This window comes from Streptomyces sp. XY006, from assembly GCF_002237655.1.
GTDB classification, from domain to species: domain Bacteria; phylum Actinomycetota; class Actinomycetes; order Streptomycetales; family Streptomycetaceae; genus Streptomyces; species Streptomyces levis.
Genome location: NZ_NOKT01000006.1, coordinates 56,734 through 74,064 on the forward strand (window position 1 = coordinate 56,734; position 17,331 = coordinate 74,064).

The window sequence follows — 17,331 nt, forward strand, 5'->3', positions numbered from 1 at the left end:
TGAAGGAGATCCGCCATGACCACTCACGTCGTCGGCGAGGTAATGACCAGGGACGTCGTCCGAGCACGCCGGACGACACCGTTCAAGGAGGTCGTCCGGTTGCTCGACCACCACCGGATCAGCGGACTGCCGGTGGTCGACGCCGACGACAAGGTCCTCGGCGTCCTGTCCGGCAGCGACCTGGTGCGTTGCCAGGCCTACCGGGAGGGTACGGCCCCTCCCCCGGCCGTGACTGCGGGCGACGTGATGTCGAGCCCCGCGATCACCGTGCATCCGGAGCAGACCGTGCCGGACGCCGCCCGGCTCATGGAACGCCGCGGCGTCGAACGACTGCCCGTGGTCGACGAGGCCGACCGCCTCATCGGCATCGCCACCCGTCGCGACCTCCTGCGGGTCTTCCTGCGCACGGACGACGACATTCGCCGCCAGGTGAGCGACGAGATCGTCACCACCGCGCTGAACCTGCCGTCCGACGCGGTCCGCGTCTCCGTCCGCGACGGCGTGGTCACCCTGGGGGGTCAGGTGGAGGCGCGTAGCCGGGTGCCGGAACTCGTGCACGCCGTCTGGCGCCTCGACGGCGTGGTGGGCGTGGTGAACAGCCTGGTTTTTCGCAGCGACGACTGCGAGCCGCCCACCCCGGCCCACTGGGCCGCGAGCCCGTGACCGCGGCGCGGAGCGCGGTCGTGCCACGGCTCCATCGGACCGGGGGCCGAGGGTCCCTTCCGAGCCGGGCCGGACGGACACCCGAGGGGCCTTTCGGCGCCTGCCACGGCACCGGGAACCGCCGCAGAGTGGAGCCAGGGAGGGACGCCGGTCCCCCGCGGTGTTCCTCCCGCATCGAGCCGCCGCATAAGAGCGGCGGTCCCTGACAACGGAGGCACACCACCATGACCCGACAGGACACGCGGGCCAAGGAACGCGTCGGGACCGACGCCCCGTCCGACACCGCGGTCGCCGTGGACCGTCTGGTCACGGCCGGCCTCAAGGCACTCGCCGATTACGAGGCATTCTCACAGGAACAGGTCGACCACATCGTCAAGAAGGCGTCGGTCGCCGCCCTGGACCAGCACACCGCGCTGGCCCGTCTGGCGGTCGAGGAGACCGGGCGCGGCGTCTTCGAGGACAAGGCCGCCAAGAACATGTTCGCGTGCGAGCACGTCACGCACAGCATGGGCCACATGAAGACCGTCGGGGTCGTCGGCCGGGACGACATCGAGGACATGGTGGAGATCGCCGAACCGGTGGGTGTGGTGGCCGCGGTCACCCCCGTCACCAACCCGACCTCGACCACGATCTTCAAGGCGCTGATGGCGCTCAAGACCCGCAACCCGGTGATCTTCGCGTTCCACCCCTCCGCCCAGCAGTGCAGCACCGAAGCAGCACGCGTCGTGCGGGACGCGGCCGTCGCCGCGGGAGCGCCGGAGCACTGCGTGCAGTGGATCGAGGCTCCGTCCGTCGAGGCCACCCGCACGCTCATGCGTCACGCGGGTGTCTCGCTGATCCTCGCGACCGGCGGCAACGCCATGGTCAAGGCCGCCTACTCGGCCGGCAAGCCGGCCCTCGGCGTCGGTGCCGGCAACGTCCCGGCCTACGTTCATCGCAGTGCCAAGCTGCGTCGGGCCGTCAACGACCTCGTGCTGTCCAAGTCCTTCGACAACGGCATGATCTGCGCTTCCGAGCAGGCCGTCATCCTGGACACGGAAATCTATGACGCGGCGATCACCGAGTTTCACGCCCTGCACGCTCATCTGGCCACCCCGGACGAGAAGGTGAAGCTGGAGACCTTCCTGTTCCCCACCACCGGTGGTTCGGGCGCCGGCTGCGAACCCAAGGTCAACGCGGCCGCCGTCGGGCGGAGTCCGGCGTGGATCGCCGAACGGGCCGGCTTCTCGGTGCCGGCAGACACCTCGGTCATCCTGGTCGAGGCCGAACGGGTCGGCCCGGACGAGCCGCTGACCCGCGAGAAGCTCTGCCCGGTCCTCGCGGTACTGCGCGCCGAGGACGAGCTCCGCGGGTTCGACCTCGCCGCCGACATGGTCGCCTTCCACGGCCAGGGCCACAGCGCCGTCATCCACACCGAGGACGCGGCGGTGGCGGAGGCGTACGGCACTCGGATGAAGACCGTACGGATCATCGTCAACTCACCGTCCTCACAGGGCGCGATCGGCGGCGTCTACAACGGTCTGCTGCCTTCGCTCACGCTGGGGTGCGGCTCCTGGGGCAGTACGTCGGTGTCCAACAACGTCTCCGCCGCCCAGCTCCTCAACATCAAGCGAGTCTCCACCCGTCGCAACAACCTCCAGTGGTTCAAGGTCCCACCGAAGATCTACTTCGAACCACAAGCCATCCGCTACCTGACCTCCATGCCGGACGTCCACCGCGTCACCATCGTCACCGACGCCACCATGACCCGCCTCGGGTTCGTCGACAGGATCAGCCGCGTCCTGCAACGGCGTCGCGAACCGGTCACCCTCCAGATCATCGACAACGTCCGGCCCGAACCCAGCATCGACTCCGTCCAGCACGGCGCCGACCTCATGCGGGACTTCCGCCCCGACACGATCATCGCGCTCGGCGGCGGCTCCCCCATGGATGCCGCCAAGGTCATGTGGTTGCTGTACGAGCAGCCCGGCATCGACTTCACCGACATGCGGCAGAAGTTCTCCGACATCCGCAAGCGCGCCTTCCGCTTCCCCACCCTCGGCAAGCAGGCCCGCCTCGTCTGCGTCCCGACCACCTCCGGCACCGGCGCCGAGGTCACCCCGTTCGCCGTCATCTCCGACCCCGCGACCGGCAAGAAGTACCCGCTCGCCGACTACGCCCTCACCCCCAGCGTCGCAATCATCGACCCCCTCCTCACCACCGCCCTGCCTCCGGCGCTCGCCGCCGACAGCGGCTTCGACGCCCTCACGCACGCCATCGAGGCGTACGTGTCCGTCTACGCCAACGACTTCACCGACGGCCTCGCGCTGCACGCAATCCGCCTGGTCTTCGGCCATCTCGAGGCCGCCGTGAACAACCATGCAACCGCCGCGGAAGCGCGGGAGAAGATGCACAACGCCGGCACCATCGCGGGCATGGCCTTCGGCAACGCCTTCCTCGGCATCGTCCACGCCATGTCCCACACCCTCGGCGCCACCTTCCGCATCGCACACGGACGCACCAACGCGGTCCTGCTGCCGCACGTCATCCGCTACAACGGCACCATCCCGACGAAGCTGACCGGCTGGCCCAAATACGAGAACTACCGTGCCCCCGAACGCTTCCAGGACATCGCCCGCACCCTCGGACTGCCCGCGGCCACTCCGGCCGAGGGCGTGCAGTCCCTCGCCTCAGCCGTCGAGCGACTGCGCGACACCGTCGGCATAGAGCCGACGTTCCAGGCCCTCGGCATCGACGAGCGCGCCTTCCTCGACGCCCTGCCCCAACAGGCCCTCAACGCCTACGAGGACCAGTGCGCCCCGGCCAACCCGCGCATGCCGATGCTCGACGACATGCAGGAGCTCATGCGCACGGCGTACCACGGCTGAACACGGCCGTGCCGGAAGCGGCCGCGCGGGAGCCTGACAGCTTCCGCGCGGAGGCCTCGACATCGCCGTGACACCGGTCATCACGACCCGGATGGACGCCCTCACCGCATGATTTCCGTGCATGGAACACGGCCTTCAGGATGGTGGTTGCCTGGGGTGTGTGGCGTCGTAGCGGCTTCGGTTGTCGTTGATCTCCTGTCGGTGTGTGGTGGCCCATTCTCCGAGAGCAACAACGGAGTCCAGTAGCGTCGCCCCGAGTTCGCTGAGCGTGTAGTCCACGCGTGGGGGAACGCTGGGGTGGACGGTGCGGGTCAACAAGCCGTCGCGTTCGAGTTGCCGCAGCGTCAGGGTGAGCATGCGCTGGGAGATGCCGTTGACGGTGCGATGCAGTTCACCGAAACGCAGGGTGCGGTCCCGGAGTTGGCCGATGATCAGGATGCTCCACTTGCTGCCGATCAGTCCGAGGATCTGGAGCACCTGCCGGCACGCTTCCTCATCCGGCTCGCGGCTGGTGCCTGCTGTCGGAGACTGCGGGGCAGAGGAGATGTTCCTCCGAGGTGCCAACGGTTACCTCCGTGTGTGTGACTGACATGAATGTGCCGTCTTGCCGCAGCCTTGCCAGTAACAAATCATGGGGCCACTCACAAACAGTAAGTGACCGGCGCGGAGTCCAGGTGGCACTGCTCCGATCGCGGTGGCAGGAGAGGATCCTCCGTCATGGAGACGCTCGTTGTGGTCGGTGCCGGCCCGGGGTTGGGGATGGGGGTGGCTCGCGCGTTCGGTCTCAAGGGGTTCCGGGTCGGGCTGATCGCCCGTACCAAGGGGAAGCTGGACATCCTGGTCAGTGAGCTGGCCGAGCTGGGCATCACGGCTGCCGCGTTTCCCGCCGACATCCGCGATCGCGACGCGCTCGCCGGCGCCCTCGCCGCGGCGAGGGACACGCTGGGGCCGATCGACGTGCTCGAATACAGTCCCAGCCCGACCGGGCCGATCACTCATGCCGCACAGACCACGGTCGAGTCCGTCACCGCGCAATTCGAGCTGCATGTGCTGGGCGCGGTGACGGCCGTGGGCCAGGTACTGCCGGAAATGCTGACCCGAGGTGAGGGCACGCTGCTGCTGACCACCGGCGTCTCATCCACGGTCCCCGCGCCCTTTCTGGCCAACGTGGGAATGGCCATGGCCGGCCTGCGCAACTGGGCGCACACACTGCACGCCGAACTCAAGCCGCGGGGAATCCACGCGGCCACGGTGACGATCGCTTCCGGGGTTGTCCCCGGCGGCGGCGAGGCCGACCCTGACGCCATCGGCGCCCGCTACTACAGCATGTACCAGCAGCGGAACCGTGCCGAGGAGGTTATCGGCGACCTGAACGCTTTCCGATCTCTCGTCGCCCGGACAATGGGACGCGGAAGCTCGGTTATACCGATCAGTCCCGCAGACTAGGCAGCATCCTCGCCGAGGCGTCGATCGAGCCCCACGTCTGCACCCAGACCTCATTGTCGGCACCCGCGAGGACATAGCCGCGTGCCGGTACGAAGCCCTGGAGTTCGAGCAGCAAGTCTGAGCAGACAGGCCGGCAGGCTCAGATCCGTCGATCGGCTGGGAGCGAGCACACCAGGTGCTCCGTCCTGCGGGCAGGGGGCGTGGCGCTGCTCGGCGACGTCGTTTTCGGTCGATCGGGGAAGTCCGAAATTCCATGCCGAGAGCGCCACTCTCCGTGAGTGGTGTCAACGGCGCTGTGCGGCCATCCACTGCCAGATATGAGTCCCGTTGATGCTGGGGTCGTTGCGGGCGACGTAGATCCACGCGAAGTGGCCGAGGAACTGGTAGTTGTTCCAGACGACGTGGTCGTAGAGCGTCATCAACGAGCCGGGGATCACCTCGTGCGCGTGGACGGTGTTGGTCTGCGAGTCCACGACGGAGTCGTCACGGGAGGCGACGAGCCAGCTGGGCGTGCTGATCCGGGCCAGCTCGCTGTCGGGCAGCAGCGGTGTGCTGCCGGGCGGGAAGGACGTGACAATGCCGCAGATCGGCACGGACGCGGCGAACAGGGTGGGGTAGACGGTGGTCATCTTCATGCTCATGTAGCCACCGTTGCTGCAGCCGGCGACGTAGATCCGGTCACGGTCGATGCAGTTCCGGCGCGTGACGTCGTTGATGATCTCGTGGATGAGCGGGGCGAAGCGGGGGCCGTCCTCCATCCAATAGGAAGTGCTTTGCGGGACGAGGACGTAGGCGCCGTCGAAGATGCGCTGCGCCTCGGGGGTGGCGAAGCCCAGGGCGCCACGGTTGGCCCGGAGCGTGGTCTCGTTGTCGTAGTAGTTGTTGGGCAGTGAGGCGCCCTCTCCTCCGCCGTGCAGCCAGACGATCAGCGGACGCTTGTCCCGCCGGGAGGAGTGGGAACCGGTGGGTGAGAACAGCCGGTACTTCATTCCCGAGCCGGAGATGTGGGAGCTGAAGGCGTCCACCTCGGGGTCGGAGAGTCTCGGGTTCTGCACGAACTTCTCGATGACGACGGATCGGTGATCGCGCAAGACGATCGGGGTGTGCTGGGTGAGGGTGTAGGAGAGGTCGAGCATCACGTTGCGGCCCTCGTCCGCGAGGTAGCTGAGCGTGCTCCCCCCGATCCGGCCTTCTCCATAGCCCAGTTCGAGCACGATGTTGCCCTTGCGGTCGAGCCGGATGGCGGTCACCGTGCGGTCGAGGTCGTAGTCGCTGACCAGGTCGTCGTCGGGTGCGGTGGCGAACGGCCTGGTGCCCTTGGCGTGCACGCCGAAGGTGGCGGTGGTCAGGCCGGCCGGGTCGATCGGGCCGAGCCGTGCGGTCTCCAGGGTGATCGAGGTGACCTGTTCGCCGCCGTCGAGCACCTGGGCATTCAGGGTGAATCTCACGCCGGCGGGGGCACGGTCGGCGGCGTGAGCGGCGACGCCAGGCACGGACAGGCCGGCGGCGCCCGCACCGGCGGCCAGAATGGTGCGACGGCTGATACGTGTTGCCATGCGGACTCCTCATGGGGTCGGAGGCTTCACCACGGTCCCGCCGAACAAGGGGCAGCCGCCGTCGAGGAGAGGGAGCTGCCGACCCCGTCTGCCGGGAATCGAGCTGGCACGATGCCAGGCCGGCAAGAGGCCGGCCAGGTAGGCAGGTCTCTTTCGGACAGGGCATCTCGCTGAATCGCTGAGGGTTCGGGGCGGCGCGGTGGCCATGGTGTGACTGGCACGGAAGACACGCGACGTTACCGGTCCGTTCAACGGATTCTCGAAAGAAGAGAGGAAAACAGCCGCCCTCGATGTCCGAGCGCAGCGGGTCACCGCGACGGGGGCGTGTCCGGCTCCTTCCCGAGGGCCGCGGGGGCATCCGTTGGCTCGCTGTTGCATAGGAGTGGGCGCGCTCTTGGTCCCGTACAGTCGATATGTCGTGGTGCCCCGGAAGGAAGATCCCCTTGAGTGACGACGCGCCGAGCGGTGTCCTGAGCAAGGCTCTCGCCGTGCTGCAGGCGTTCACCGTCGAGGACACGACCCTGGGCTTCACCGAACTGCGGCAACGTACGTTGTTCGCGAAGAGCACGCTGCACCGGGTGCTCCGGGACCTGGTGGCGGCACGGTTGCTGGATCGTGTCCAGGAGCGTTATCGCCTGTCGGGGCTCGTCTTCGAGCTGGGGATGCGCGCGTCGGTCGAGCGCGGGCTGCTCGAAGTGGCCACGCCCTTTCTCGAGGATCTGTACGAGCGTACGCACGAGATCGTCCATCTGGGTACTCGCGAGGGTACGGAGGTCGTCTACGTCGCCAAGGTGGGTGGCCACCAGCAGGCCAACTCCCCGTCGCGGCTCGGCGGCCGTATGCCGCTGCACGCGACGGCCCTCGGGAAGGTGCTGCTGAGCCACGCCCCGGACGAAGTGCGGGAGACCGTGCTGCGCGGGCCGCTGGAGCGCAAGGCGCCGCGGACGATCACCAACGTCGATGTGCTGACGCGCCAGTTGTCCGACGTCGCCACGCAGGGTGTGGCCTTCGAGTACGAGGAGTCGGCGGTCGGCATCGTCTGCGTGGCCGCGGGGATCTTCTCGCCGTCGGACGAGATCATGGCGGCGGTCAGTGTCACGGGGCCGGTGCACCGGTTCCAGCCCGCCCGGCACGCCGGCAGTGTGCGAGCCGCCGCGGCGGGGATCTCCGCGACGCTCTGCCGTCGTGAGGAGCTTCGCGGCAACTGATCGGCTGTCCCCTGGGCAGCGATCCGCGGCAGCTGCCCCGTGGGCAGCGATCCGCGGCCGAGTTCCGTGAGGCGGAACTCATTGCTGGGCGCGGGACGGCTCCCTTGCTCAAGCTGTCGGCATGAACGAGTTCTCTCCTGGCGCCGACGCCGTGGCGCGGGCGGCCGACCGTCTGCTGCGCGCCGCCGCCGACCGCGTGCCCTGTCCGCCGGTGCGTGATCTGATCGGCAGCGACGACGTGAAGGCGGCCTACGCCGTCCAAGAGCTGCTGACCGCGCGCCGCCTCGAAGCGGGCGGCCGCGTCACCGGCCGCAAGATCGGCCTCACCTCCCCCGCTGTGCAGCGGCAACCGAGCGGCTCGGGGTCCCCGTGACCGCCGAGGGCGTCCAGGGCCTGATCGCCATGGACGGCTTCGAGGACATCAAGATCGTCTTCGACGCCACGTCCGCGAATGCGCACATCGCCAACGCCCACGCGCTCGGCCCGTACGGCAAGCAGCTCATCGACCTCACCCCCGCCGCCATCGGCCCGATGGTGATCCCCGCCGTGAACCTCGACGACCACGTCGCCGCGGACAACGTCAACATGGTGACGTGCGGCGGACAGGCCACCATTCCGATCGTCGCCGCGATCTCCTCGGTGGCGCCGGTCCCGTACGCGGAGATCGTCGCCTCGATCGCCTCGAAGAGCGCAGGTCCCGGCACCCGCGCCAACATCGACGAGTTCACCGAGACGACCAGCCACGCCATCGAGACCGTCGGCGGCGCCGAGCGCGGCAAGGCCGTCATCATCCTCAACCCGGCCGAGCCGCCGCTGATCATGCGCGACACCGTGCTCGCGCTCGTCGACGCGCCCGACGAGGCGACCCACGACGCGATCCGCGCAGCGGTGGCGCAGCGGGTCGACGAGGTGTCGGCGTACGTGCCGGGCTACCGCCTCAAGCAGCAGGTGCAGATCACCCCCGTCCCCGCGGACCAGCCGGTGCACACCCTCACCGCTGCCGCGGCCACCCACCAGGTGTCGGTGTTCCTGGAGGTGGAGGGCGCCGCCCACTACCTCCCCGCCTACGCCGGGAACCTCGACATCATGACCAGCGCGGCCCTGCGGATGGCCGAGGCCATGGCCGCCCGCACCACCGAACTCCAGGGAGCCCGCGCATGACCACCGACCGGCTGTTCATCCAGGACGTCACCCTGCGGGACGGCATGCACGCCATCCGGCACCGCATCGAGCCCGAGCAGGTGGGCCGGATCGTCGCCGCGCTCGACGCGGCAGGCGTCGACGGCATCGAGGTGTCCCACGGTGACGGCCTGGCCGGCGGCTCGCTCAACTACGGTCCCGGCAGCCACACCGACTGGGAGTGGATCGAGGCGGCGGCCGCTCACATCAACAACGCCCGCCTCACCACGCTCCTGCTGCCCGGCATCGGCACGATCGAGGAGCTCAAGCAGGCGTACGCGCTCGGGGTGCGCTCGGTGCGGGTCGCCACGCACTGCACCGAGGCCGACGTCTCGGCCCAGCACATCGCCACCGCCCGCGAATTGGGCATGGACGTGTCCGGCTTCCTGATGATGAGCCACATGGCCGACGCCCAAACGCTGGCCGGGCAGGCCAAGCTCATGGAGTCGTACGGCGCCCACTGCGTCTACGTCACCGACTCCGGCGGCCGGCTGATGATGGACGGCGTGCGCGAGCGGATGCGCGCCTACCGCGATGTGCTGGACCCGGCCACGGAGATCGGCATCCACGCCCACGAGAACCTCTCCCTCTCGGTGGCCAACTCCATGGTCGCGGTCGAGGAGGGCGTGACCCGCGTGGACGCCTCCCTGGCCGGCCAGGGCGCGGGCGCGGGCAACTGCCCATCGAGCCGTTCATCGCGGTCGCCGACCTCAACGGCTGGAACCACGGCTGCGATCTCTTCGCCCTTCAGGACGCGGCCGAGGATCTCGTGCGCCCGCTGCAGGACAGGCCGGTCCGTGTCGACCGCGAGACGCTCACGCTGGGCTACGCCGGTGTCTACGGCTCGTTCCTGCGGCACGCGGAGGCGGCGGCCGACCGGTACGGCGTCGACGTTCGCACGATCCTTGTCGAGGTCGGCAAGCGCGGCCTCGTCGGCGGCCAGGAGGACATGATCGTCGACGTGGCGCTGGGTCTCGCGCAGGCGAGCTGACCTACGGCAGGACGCGGGGCCGGGAGGGCGGTGCCTCCCGGCCCCGCTCGGTGTGCCCGGATTCACCGTTTCGCGCGCCGGTCCACGGAGCGGACCGGAGACGTGGCGCGTCTGCCGCATGCGCCGGAGCATGACGCGCTCATCGCTCCAACTCTCAGGAGAATCAGTGCGATTCACTCTCCGACGCAGACTTGCCTGTCTGGCGAGCCTTCTCGTCCTGCTGCCCCTCGTGTCGGCTGTGCCCGCGTCAGCCGCCACACGCCCTTCGACCGTGCGCACCGACAAGGGTTCGGTCGCGGGATTCTTCCGCCGGCGAGAGCCCGGGCAGCCTCTGGCGCAGTGTCCGCACAGCGTGCATCCGTCCGCGCGCAGCGGCGACTTCGTGGAGCGCATCGTGGAGATCGTCCACTGCAGTGCGTACCGGCAGCCCGCGTATCCGAGAGCACGGTAGTCGGCCTCCCACTCACCGGTCACCGGTCACCGGTCACCGGTCACCGCGGAAACGACGCCGATCTGGTGCAAGCCCCCGTCGACGCGGTCGACCAGATACGGCCCATTGCCGATCAGCGCGCGGCTCGAGTCAAGAGTGGCCAACGAACCACTCCCCCAGGGATACGGCCCTCTCCTCGGACGACAACTCCTGGGAAAGTGGTGTTGTTCGTTGGTGAACACGTGTCAGGTGTCCCCCAGGCCGACCGCGAGTGTCAGTTCAAGGACGCGGTGGGGGGATGCGAGGTCCGGGAACAGCTCTCGTAGTTGTGACATCCGGTACCGGACTGTTTGCGGGTGGACGAACAGCGCTGCCGCCACCTCCTCCCGTCTGCCCTGGTGCAGCAGCCACGCCCGCAGTGTCTCCTCCAGCCTCCGTGCGGTCGCGTCGGGCAGGGTCCGCAACGGGGCCAGGGCTCGGGCGCGCAGGTCTGCGAAGGCGTCCGCGTCGGCGCTCAGCACCAGCTCGGGCAGGTGGTCCTCGGTGTCGCGAATGGCGGAGGAGAGGGAGCGGGCGCGCAGGGCTCGTGCGTACGAGGCGGACGCGCGAGTCCATGGCCGGGCCGGCCCGGTCACGGCGGAGCGGTCGGTCAGCTGCCGCAGGAGATGCGGTCTGTCGGCGTCGGGAACGAGCAGCACACCGGTGGCGTCCGGCAGATCGTCCAGGACGAGGGTGCTCGGGTCGAGTGTGCGGTAGGCAGGCCGGGCCTGGGCGGCGGGCAGCAGGACGGCGGTCAGCGAAACCGGAGGCTGCCAACCGGCCCGTTGCGCAGAGGCGAGCAGTACGTCCGGGCTCGCGCCGGCGAGGATGTCGCGGGCCAGGTGTTCCAGGTGGAGCTCGTGGGCCCGGCCCCGGGCGGCCAGCTCGTCGGCGTGGCCCGCGGCGCTCGCGGCGGAGAGCTCGTCGATGTAGGCGAAGGTCAGTTCGGCGAACTTGGCGACCTCGGCGGCGGGCAGACCCGCGGGCACGGCACCAGCCGCCAGGCATCGCCAGGCCACCCGGGCGCCGACACGGTAGGCGCTGAGCAGGGCGTCCATCGAACGGCCGTCGCGCACCTCGCCGCGGCCCAGCTCGTAGGCCGCGTCACCGGCGTCGACGCCGGTGGCGTTCCCGCTCGCGAGGTCCAGGTAGTGTCCCAGGGCGGTGCGGACGGCACGGCGGATGGTGGCGCCCATGTGGCCCGACAGGGCGTTGGCGTAGGGAGGGACCTCGTCGATGATCGCCTGGACGACCTCGTCGGCAGTGGTCTTCAGCGTGGCCCGCAGTGCGGTGACCGTCGTCTCATCCAAGGCCAGTTCGCTGACCCTCCGTAGTGCATGACTCATGTTCTTGTTCCCTGCGAACAAATCGATCGACAAGATTCACGTCCTGTGGTCAGGACTTTACGCCTCAAGGCGCAGCACGCTGGAGTCATGACGAGTACAGCCCTCCGCAGCAGGGCGTGGAAGCTATTGGAGATGGTCACGACGCCGCTGCTGCCGTCGGACTACCTCGACCTGGTCAGCCCGCTGCGCGCGGGCGCTGACCTGCGTGGGCGCATCGAGGCCGTGCTCCCCGAGACGGGTGACGCCGCGACCATTGTGATCAGGCCGGGACGAGGCTGGCGCGGTCACACAGCCGGTCAGTACGTGCGGATCGGCGTCGACGTCGACGGAGTGCGTCTGTGGCGTGCCTACTCCATCACCTCGCCGACCCACCGCCGGGACGGCCGCTTCACGATCACCGTGAAGGCGATCGAGGACGGCAAGGTCAGCAACCACCTGGTACGCAGAGTCGAGCCGGGCACGCTGATCCAGCTCGACCAGGCGACCGGTGACTTCGTGCTGCCGCAGGCCAGGCCCGCCAAAGTGCTCTACCTGACGGCCGGCAGCGGCATCACCCCCGTGATGGGCATGCTGCGCGACACCGGGTTCGACGACGTCGTCATGGTCCACTGCGCGCCACGGCCGCAGGATGTGATCTTCCGCGACGAGCTGCACGACCTGGTCGTGGGCAAGAAGCTGCGGCTCACCGAGGTGCACACCGACACGGACGGCAAGCTCGACGTGGCCCGTCTCGGCGAGCTCGTGCCCGACTGGGTCGAGCGCGAGACCTGGGCCTGCGGGCCCTCGGGCCTGCTCGACGCCGCCGAGAAGCACTGGAGCGAGCACGGCGTGCCTGAGCGCCTGCACACCGAGCGCTTCCGCCCCAGCATCGTCGTCGCCGGTGACGGCGGTGAGGTCACGTTCAGCGTCACCGGCAAGAGGGTCGACGCGGACGGTGCCACGCCGTTGCTGGACGTCGGCGAGGAGGCCGGCGTGCTCATGCCCTCCGGGTGCCGCATGGGCATCTGCTTCGGCTGCGTCTCGCCGCTCAAGACGGGCGCCGTCCGTGACCTGCGCACCGGCGAGATCACCGAGGCCGAGCCGGGCGTCCTCATCCAGACCTGCGTGTCCGCCGCTGCGGGCCCTTGCGACATCGAACGGTAGGAGCATCTTGACCGCCATCGACCCCACCGCCCACCTGACCGCGGAGCAGATCGAGGAGCTCGGCCGCGAGCTGGACGCGATCCGCGACGAGGTGATCGCCAGCCGGGGCGAGAAAGACGCCGCCTACATCCGCAAGGTCATCGCCGCGCAGCGCAAGCTGGAGCTGGTCAGCCGGGGCGTGCTGCTGTTCTCGTTCTTCCCGCCCGCGTGGATCATCGGCACGGCCGGTCTGTCCATGGCGAAGATCATGGACAACATGGAGATCGGCCACAACATCCTGCACGGCCAGTGGGACTGGATGCGGGACCCGAAGATCCACTCCACCACCTGGGAGTGGGATCACGTCTCGCCGGCCGACCAGTGGAAGCACTCGCACAACGAGCTGCACCACACGTACACCAACGTGATCGGCAAGGACAACGACCTCGGCTACGGCATCATGCGCGTCGACGAGGACCAGAGGTGGCACCCGATCCACCTCGGCCAGCCGCTGTGGAACTTCATCAATGCCTGCTTCTTCGAGTACGGCATCGCGGCGTACGACCTGGAACTGGGCAAGAACCTGAACAAGCGCCGCCGCAAGAACCCGGAGTTCCGCGCGCGGGCCAAGGCCGTGGGGCGCAAGATCCGCAAGCAGGTGCTCAAGGACTACGTGATCCACCCGCTGCTGTCGGGCCCGTCGTTCCTGCCCACGCTCGCCGCCACGTTCACCGCCAACCTGGTCCGCAACCTCTGGTCCCACTCGGTGATCATGTGCGGGCACTTCCCCGAGGGCGTGCAGGTCTTCGAGCGCCGGTCGATCAACGGCGAGACCCGCGGCCAGTGGTACCTGCGCCAGATGATGGGCTCGGCGAACATCAGCGGCAGCAAGGCCATGCACTTCATGACCGGCAACCTCTCGCACCAGATCGAACACCACCTCTTCCCGGACCTGCCGAGCAACCGGTACGCCGAGGTCGCGGTGAAGGTGCGGGCCCTGTTCGAGAAGTACGAGCTGGACTACGTCACCGGCCCGCTGCCCAAGCAGGTGTTCTCGGCGTGGCGCAAGGTCTTCCGGCTCTCCCTGCCGAACAAGCCCAACAAGCCCAACAAGCGGCTGAAGTCCAAGACGCCCGACCGCGAGCAGGAACTCGTCGCGGCCTGACACCCTGTATCGGTACGGATCCATGGCCCGTACCCGGCGGCACCGCCGGGTACGGCAGCCTGCCGTTCGGCGACGGTGCCCGGACATGCGCCAGGACGCCCGACGCCGTGATCATCTCGATCGCCCGAACCGGTCGCCTATGAGAGCCTCACACCCGTGGCTACGGAAACCGAGGTGGGAGAGCGGCTGCACCAGCGCGGCTGGCGGGTGGCGTTCACGGTCGCTGACAGGGTGAACGCGTGGGCCGCCCTGGTGAGCGCCGTCGAGCGCGGCTACGGTGACGACGTCTACGAGTACACCAACGACCTCTACTGCCGAAACTGGCTGCACGAGGCGTGGCTCCTGCTGGACGAACACATCGTCCAGCTCTGGACCCCGCAGGTCAAAGCTCTGGACGACCGGTACAAGGCCGCGACCATCGACGACGACGGCCAAGCGCTCGACCGGTTCCACAGGCTGCCCGGCTCCGACCTCTGGTGGTGGCGGCGACACCCCCGCATTCTCACCGGATGCCTCGGGAGTTCACTTCGCTCGGCCGGCGCCATCGGCACTGCCCCGGACAGGGCGGCCCCGGCAACGTCACCCATCCCCCCGGCTCGTCGGTCACGGAGGCCGGCCGGGTAATCGCCCATGGACGCTGGGCGTTCGGAGGTGGAAGGGCGCCGGGGACTGCCCGCAGAACCGGCCTCGATGACCGAGTCGAGCCCGAAGTCGATGGAGGTCCACGCAGCAGTACTGTCTCCGCTTCGACCGGGGAACGAGTCTGATCATGAGCAAGCTCGCCAGACAGCCGGTCCGCCCCGAGACGGCCGCTGTCCTTCCCCGCCCCGTGCCGGGCACTGCCTCGGCCGCCCACTCCACCAACCCCGCTGACCACGGAGTTGCCGCGTCATGACCGCGCTCACCACGCTGCTGTCCCCCGTCGCCGTGCGACTCGGCGTCCACTCCCCCGACTGGCGCGCGGCGATCCGCGCCGCAGGGCAGGCCCTGGTCGACGACGGCGTCAGCACGGCCGACTACACCACGCAGATGATCGACAACGTGGAGGAGAACGGCCCCTACATCGTCATCGCTCCCGGTGTGGCCTTCGCTCACGCCCGGCCGTCCCCGGCCGTGCTCAGAACCGGCATGTCGTGGATACGTCTGCGGGAGCCGGTCCGCTTCGGCCACGACACCAACGATCCCGTCTCACTGGTCGTGGCACTGGCCGCCACCGACTCATCAGCTCATACCGAGGCGATGGCAGCCCTTGCCCGTTCCCTGGCGGACCCCGCCACGACCGCCGCTCTGGATCAGGCCCGTGACGCGTCGGAAGTACTCGCCCTGCTGGAGGGCGAGGGCGCAGCAGGGCCGGCGGACCGAGCCGTGCCGGCCGCCGCGGCAGCGTCCCACCACAAGATCCTGACCGTGTGCGGCAACGGCGTGGGCACGAGCCTGTTCCTGAAGAACACCCTTGAGCAGGTCCTCGACCGCTGGGGCTGGTCCGGGCACGTCAGCGTGGAGGCCACCGACACCATCTCCGCCAGGGGCAAATCCTCCGAAGCGGTCGCCATCCTCACCTCCCGCGAGATCGCCCGCACGCTCGGCGATGTCGGGGTGCCCGTGAGAGTCGTCCAGGACTTCACCAGCACCGCAGAGGTCGACACCGTCCTGCGCGACACCTACAGCGTCTGACCGCGAAAGGAGGCCCCTCTCATGGACTGGCTCATCGCCCCCGCCACGTTCCTCGTCAACGAGATCCTCAGCCAACCCGCCTACCTCATCGGCCTCATCACCGCCGTCGGCCTGATCGCGCTGAAAAAGAGTCCCGGGCAGATCGCCGGCGGGGCCATCAAAGCCACTCTCGGACTTCTCCTCGTCGGCGCCGGAGCCGGGCTGGTCACCGCCGCCCTCGACCCCCTGGGCAAGATGATCCAGGGCAGCACCGGCGCGCACGGGGTCATTCCGACCAACGAGGCCATCGCGGGCATCGCACAGAGCGAGTTCGGAGCCCGCGTAGCCTGGCTGATGATCACCGGCTTCCTCGTCAGCCTCCTGCTGGCCCGCTTCACGCCCCTGCGCTACGTCTTCCTGACGGGCCACCACATGCTGTTCATGGCCACCCTGCTCACCATCGTCATGGCCACCGCCGGACAGCCCTCTCTCGCGGTCGTCCTCGGCGGAGGCGTACTGCTGGGCATTCTTCTGGTCTCCCTGCCCGCGCTCGCCCACCCCTGGACCAAGAAGGTGACCGGCGACGACAGTGTGGCCATCGGCCACTTCGGCACCGCCGGCTACATCACCGCAGGCGCCACCGGCCAGCTCGTCGACAGGATCGGCAAGCCCAGCCGCAGCACCGAGGACATGCGCCTGCCCGAAGGACTCCGCTTCCTGCGCGACTCCATGGTCGCCACCGCTCTGTCCATGGTCGTCGTCTACCTGGTGATGAGCCTGCTCTTCCTCGCCAAGGCCGGCCGCGCGACGGCCTTCAAGGCCTTCGGCACCACCGCTACGGGACTCGGCGACTACCTCATGCAATCCCTCATGCAGGGCCTGCAGTTCGGCATCGCCGTCGCCGTCATCCTCTTCGGCGTCCGCACCATCCTCGGAGAGCTCGTCCCCGCCTTCCAAGGCATCGCCGAGCGCGTCGTCCCCGGCGCCAAGCCGGCACTCGACGCGCCCATCGTCTTCCCTTACGCCCAGAACGCCGTACTCGTCGGCTTCATCTCCAGCTTCCTCGGCGGCCTCACCGCCCTGGCCGCCCTCATCTGGATCCTCAACCCCGCTTTCGGTCTGGCCCTCGTCCTGCCCGGGCTGGTCCCCCACTTCTTCACCGGCGGAGCAGCGGGCGTCTACGGCAACGCCACCGGCGGCCGCCGCGGCGCCGTCGCGGGATCCTTCCTCAACGGCGTCCTGATCACGTTCCTGCCCGCCCTGCTGTTGCGCGTCCTGGGCGACTTCGGTGACGCCAACACCACGTTCGGCGACGCCGACTTCGGATGGTTCGGCGCCGTGCTCGGCAATGTCGCCAGACTCGACGGCGCCGCCGGCCTCCTTGCCATGCTCGCCGTCGGAGTCATGCTTCTGGCCGGTGCCTGGCTCGTGCAGGTGCGTGTCGTCGACCGCGGCTGGATCCCGGGCAGCGCCCCCACGGTCGGCAGCGCTGCGGTCGATCGGCCGAGCACGACGGCCGGTACCGGGGAGAGCAGCGCCTCCACCCGGTACGCCAAGATAGCGCCGCCCGCGGGGGCACCCACTCCCCCGCCGCCCCCACAGCCGGCGCGGGCACGCTGACATCACGGTGCCCGCCGGCCGTACGAGTGGTGGGGCATGCGTGTCA

The 17,331-nt window shown here is 69.0% G+C and carries 14 protein-coding genes and 2 pseudogenes; 12 read left to right on the forward strand and 4 right to left on the reverse strand.

Going from position 1 to position 17,331, the window contains the following annotated elements:
• Positions 1-15: 15 nt before the first annotated feature.
• A complete protein-coding gene (locus CHR28_RS09170; RefSeq protein ID WP_179272360.1) occupies positions 16-663 on the forward strand; it encodes a CBS domain-containing protein in 648 nt (215 codons plus the stop codon).
• Positions 664-887: 224 nt separating this feature from the next.
• Positions 888-3,530 (forward strand): bifunctional acetaldehyde-CoA/alcohol dehydrogenase, encoded by a 2,643-nt coding sequence (adhE, locus tag CHR28_RS09175; protein WP_094053019.1) that lies wholly within the window; start codon positions 888-890, stop codon positions 3,528-3,530.
• A gap of 135 nt (positions 3,531-3,665) precedes the next feature.
• On the opposite strand, the gene CHR28_RS09180 is transcribed toward adhE, so the two are convergent.
• On the reverse strand, positions 3,666-4,007 hold the full coding sequence (locus tag CHR28_RS09180; RefSeq protein WP_094053020.1) for a winged helix-turn-helix transcriptional regulator: 342 nt from the start codon (positions 4,005-4,007) through the stop codon (positions 3,666-3,668).
• Positions 4,008-4,247: 240 nt separating this feature from the next.
• On the opposite strand from CHR28_RS09180, the gene CHR28_RS09185 reads away from it, so the two are divergent.
• Positions 4,248-4,976: an SDR family NAD(P)-dependent oxidoreductase gene (locus CHR28_RS09185; RefSeq protein WP_094053021.1), complete on the forward strand. Its 729-nt coding sequence runs from the start codon at positions 4,248-4,250 to the stop codon at positions 4,974-4,976.
• Here the strand turns inward: CHR28_RS09185 and CHR28_RS38215 are convergent.
• A complete protein-coding gene (locus CHR28_RS38215) occupies positions 4,960-5,091 on the reverse strand; it encodes a hypothetical protein (RefSeq protein ID WP_256984176.1) in 132 nt (43 codons plus the stop codon). The genes CHR28_RS09185 and CHR28_RS38215 overlap by 17 nt on opposite strands.
• A 169-nt stretch (positions 5,092-5,260) precedes the next feature.
• Entirely contained in the window at positions 5,261-6,532 is a 1,272-nt protein-coding gene (locus CHR28_RS09190; protein ID WP_094053022.1) for a prolyl oligopeptidase family serine peptidase, read from the reverse strand.
• Between the two features lie 443 nt (positions 6,533-6,975).
• On the opposite strand from CHR28_RS09190, the gene CHR28_RS09195 reads away from it, so the two are divergent.
• From CHR28_RS09195 to dmpG, 4 genes and pseudogenes are all read left to right on the forward strand, one after another.
• On the forward strand, positions 6,976-7,740 hold the full coding sequence (locus CHR28_RS09195; RefSeq protein ID WP_256984177.1) for an IclR family transcriptional regulator: 765 nt from the start codon (positions 6,976-6,978) through the stop codon (positions 7,738-7,740).
• A 121-nt stretch (positions 7,741-7,861) separates the two neighbouring features.
• A complete protein-coding gene (locus CHR28_RS38935; protein WP_094053024.1) occupies positions 7,862-8,113 on the forward strand; it encodes a hypothetical protein in 252 nt (83 codons plus the stop codon).
• Positions 8,083-8,901 (forward strand): annotated as a pseudogene (locus CHR28_RS09205) (acetaldehyde dehydrogenase (acetylating)); the annotation flags it as partial. The gene CHR28_RS38935 and the pseudogene CHR28_RS09205, both read left to right, overlap by 31 nt.
• Positions 8,898-9,910: pseudogene (gene dmpG / locus CHR28_RS09210) on the forward strand (4-hydroxy-2-oxovalerate aldolase). The pseudogenes CHR28_RS09205 and dmpG, both read left to right, overlap by 4 nt.
• Positions 9,911-10,585: 675 nt before the next feature.
• On the opposite strand, the gene CHR28_RS09220 reads toward dmpG, so the two are convergent.
• The gene (locus CHR28_RS09220) at positions 10,586-11,725 is read right to left on the reverse strand and encodes a PucR family transcriptional regulator (protein ID WP_094053026.1); all 1,140 of its coding nucleotides are present in this window, start codon (positions 11,723-11,725) and stop codon (positions 10,586-10,588) included.
• Between the two features lie 87 nt (positions 11,726-11,812).
• On the opposite strand from CHR28_RS09220, the gene CHR28_RS09225 reads away from it, so the two are divergent.
• The 5 genes from CHR28_RS09225 to CHR28_RS09245 all read left to right on the forward strand — a co-directional run bounded on the left by CHR28_RS09225 (position 11,813) and on the right by CHR28_RS09245 (position 17,285).
• Positions 11,813-12,868, forward strand: a complete 1,056-nt coding sequence (locus CHR28_RS09225; protein WP_094053027.1) for a ferredoxin reductase — start codon at positions 11,813-11,815, stop codon at positions 12,866-12,868.
• Between the two features lie 7 nt (positions 12,869-12,875).
• A complete protein-coding gene (locus tag CHR28_RS09230) occupies positions 12,876-14,012 on the forward strand; it encodes a fatty acid desaturase family protein (protein WP_094053028.1) in 1,137 nt (378 codons plus the stop codon).
• A 156-nt stretch (positions 14,013-14,168) separates the two neighbouring features.
• Positions 14,169-14,636, forward strand: coding sequence for a hypothetical protein (locus CHR28_RS09235; protein WP_094053029.1), 468 nt, complete (start codon positions 14,169-14,171; stop codon positions 14,634-14,636).
• A 267-nt stretch (positions 14,637-14,903) separates the two neighbouring features.
• On the forward strand, positions 14,904-15,686 hold the full coding sequence (locus CHR28_RS09240) for a PTS sugar transporter subunit IIA (RefSeq protein ID WP_094053030.1): 783 nt from the start codon (positions 14,904-14,906) through the stop codon (positions 15,684-15,686).
• Between the two features lie 21 nt (positions 15,687-15,707).
• A complete protein-coding gene (locus CHR28_RS09245) occupies positions 15,708-17,285 on the forward strand; it encodes a PTS ascorbate transporter subunit IIC (RefSeq protein WP_094053031.1) in 1,578 nt (525 codons plus the stop codon).
• Positions 17,286-17,331: the final 46 nt, after the last annotated feature.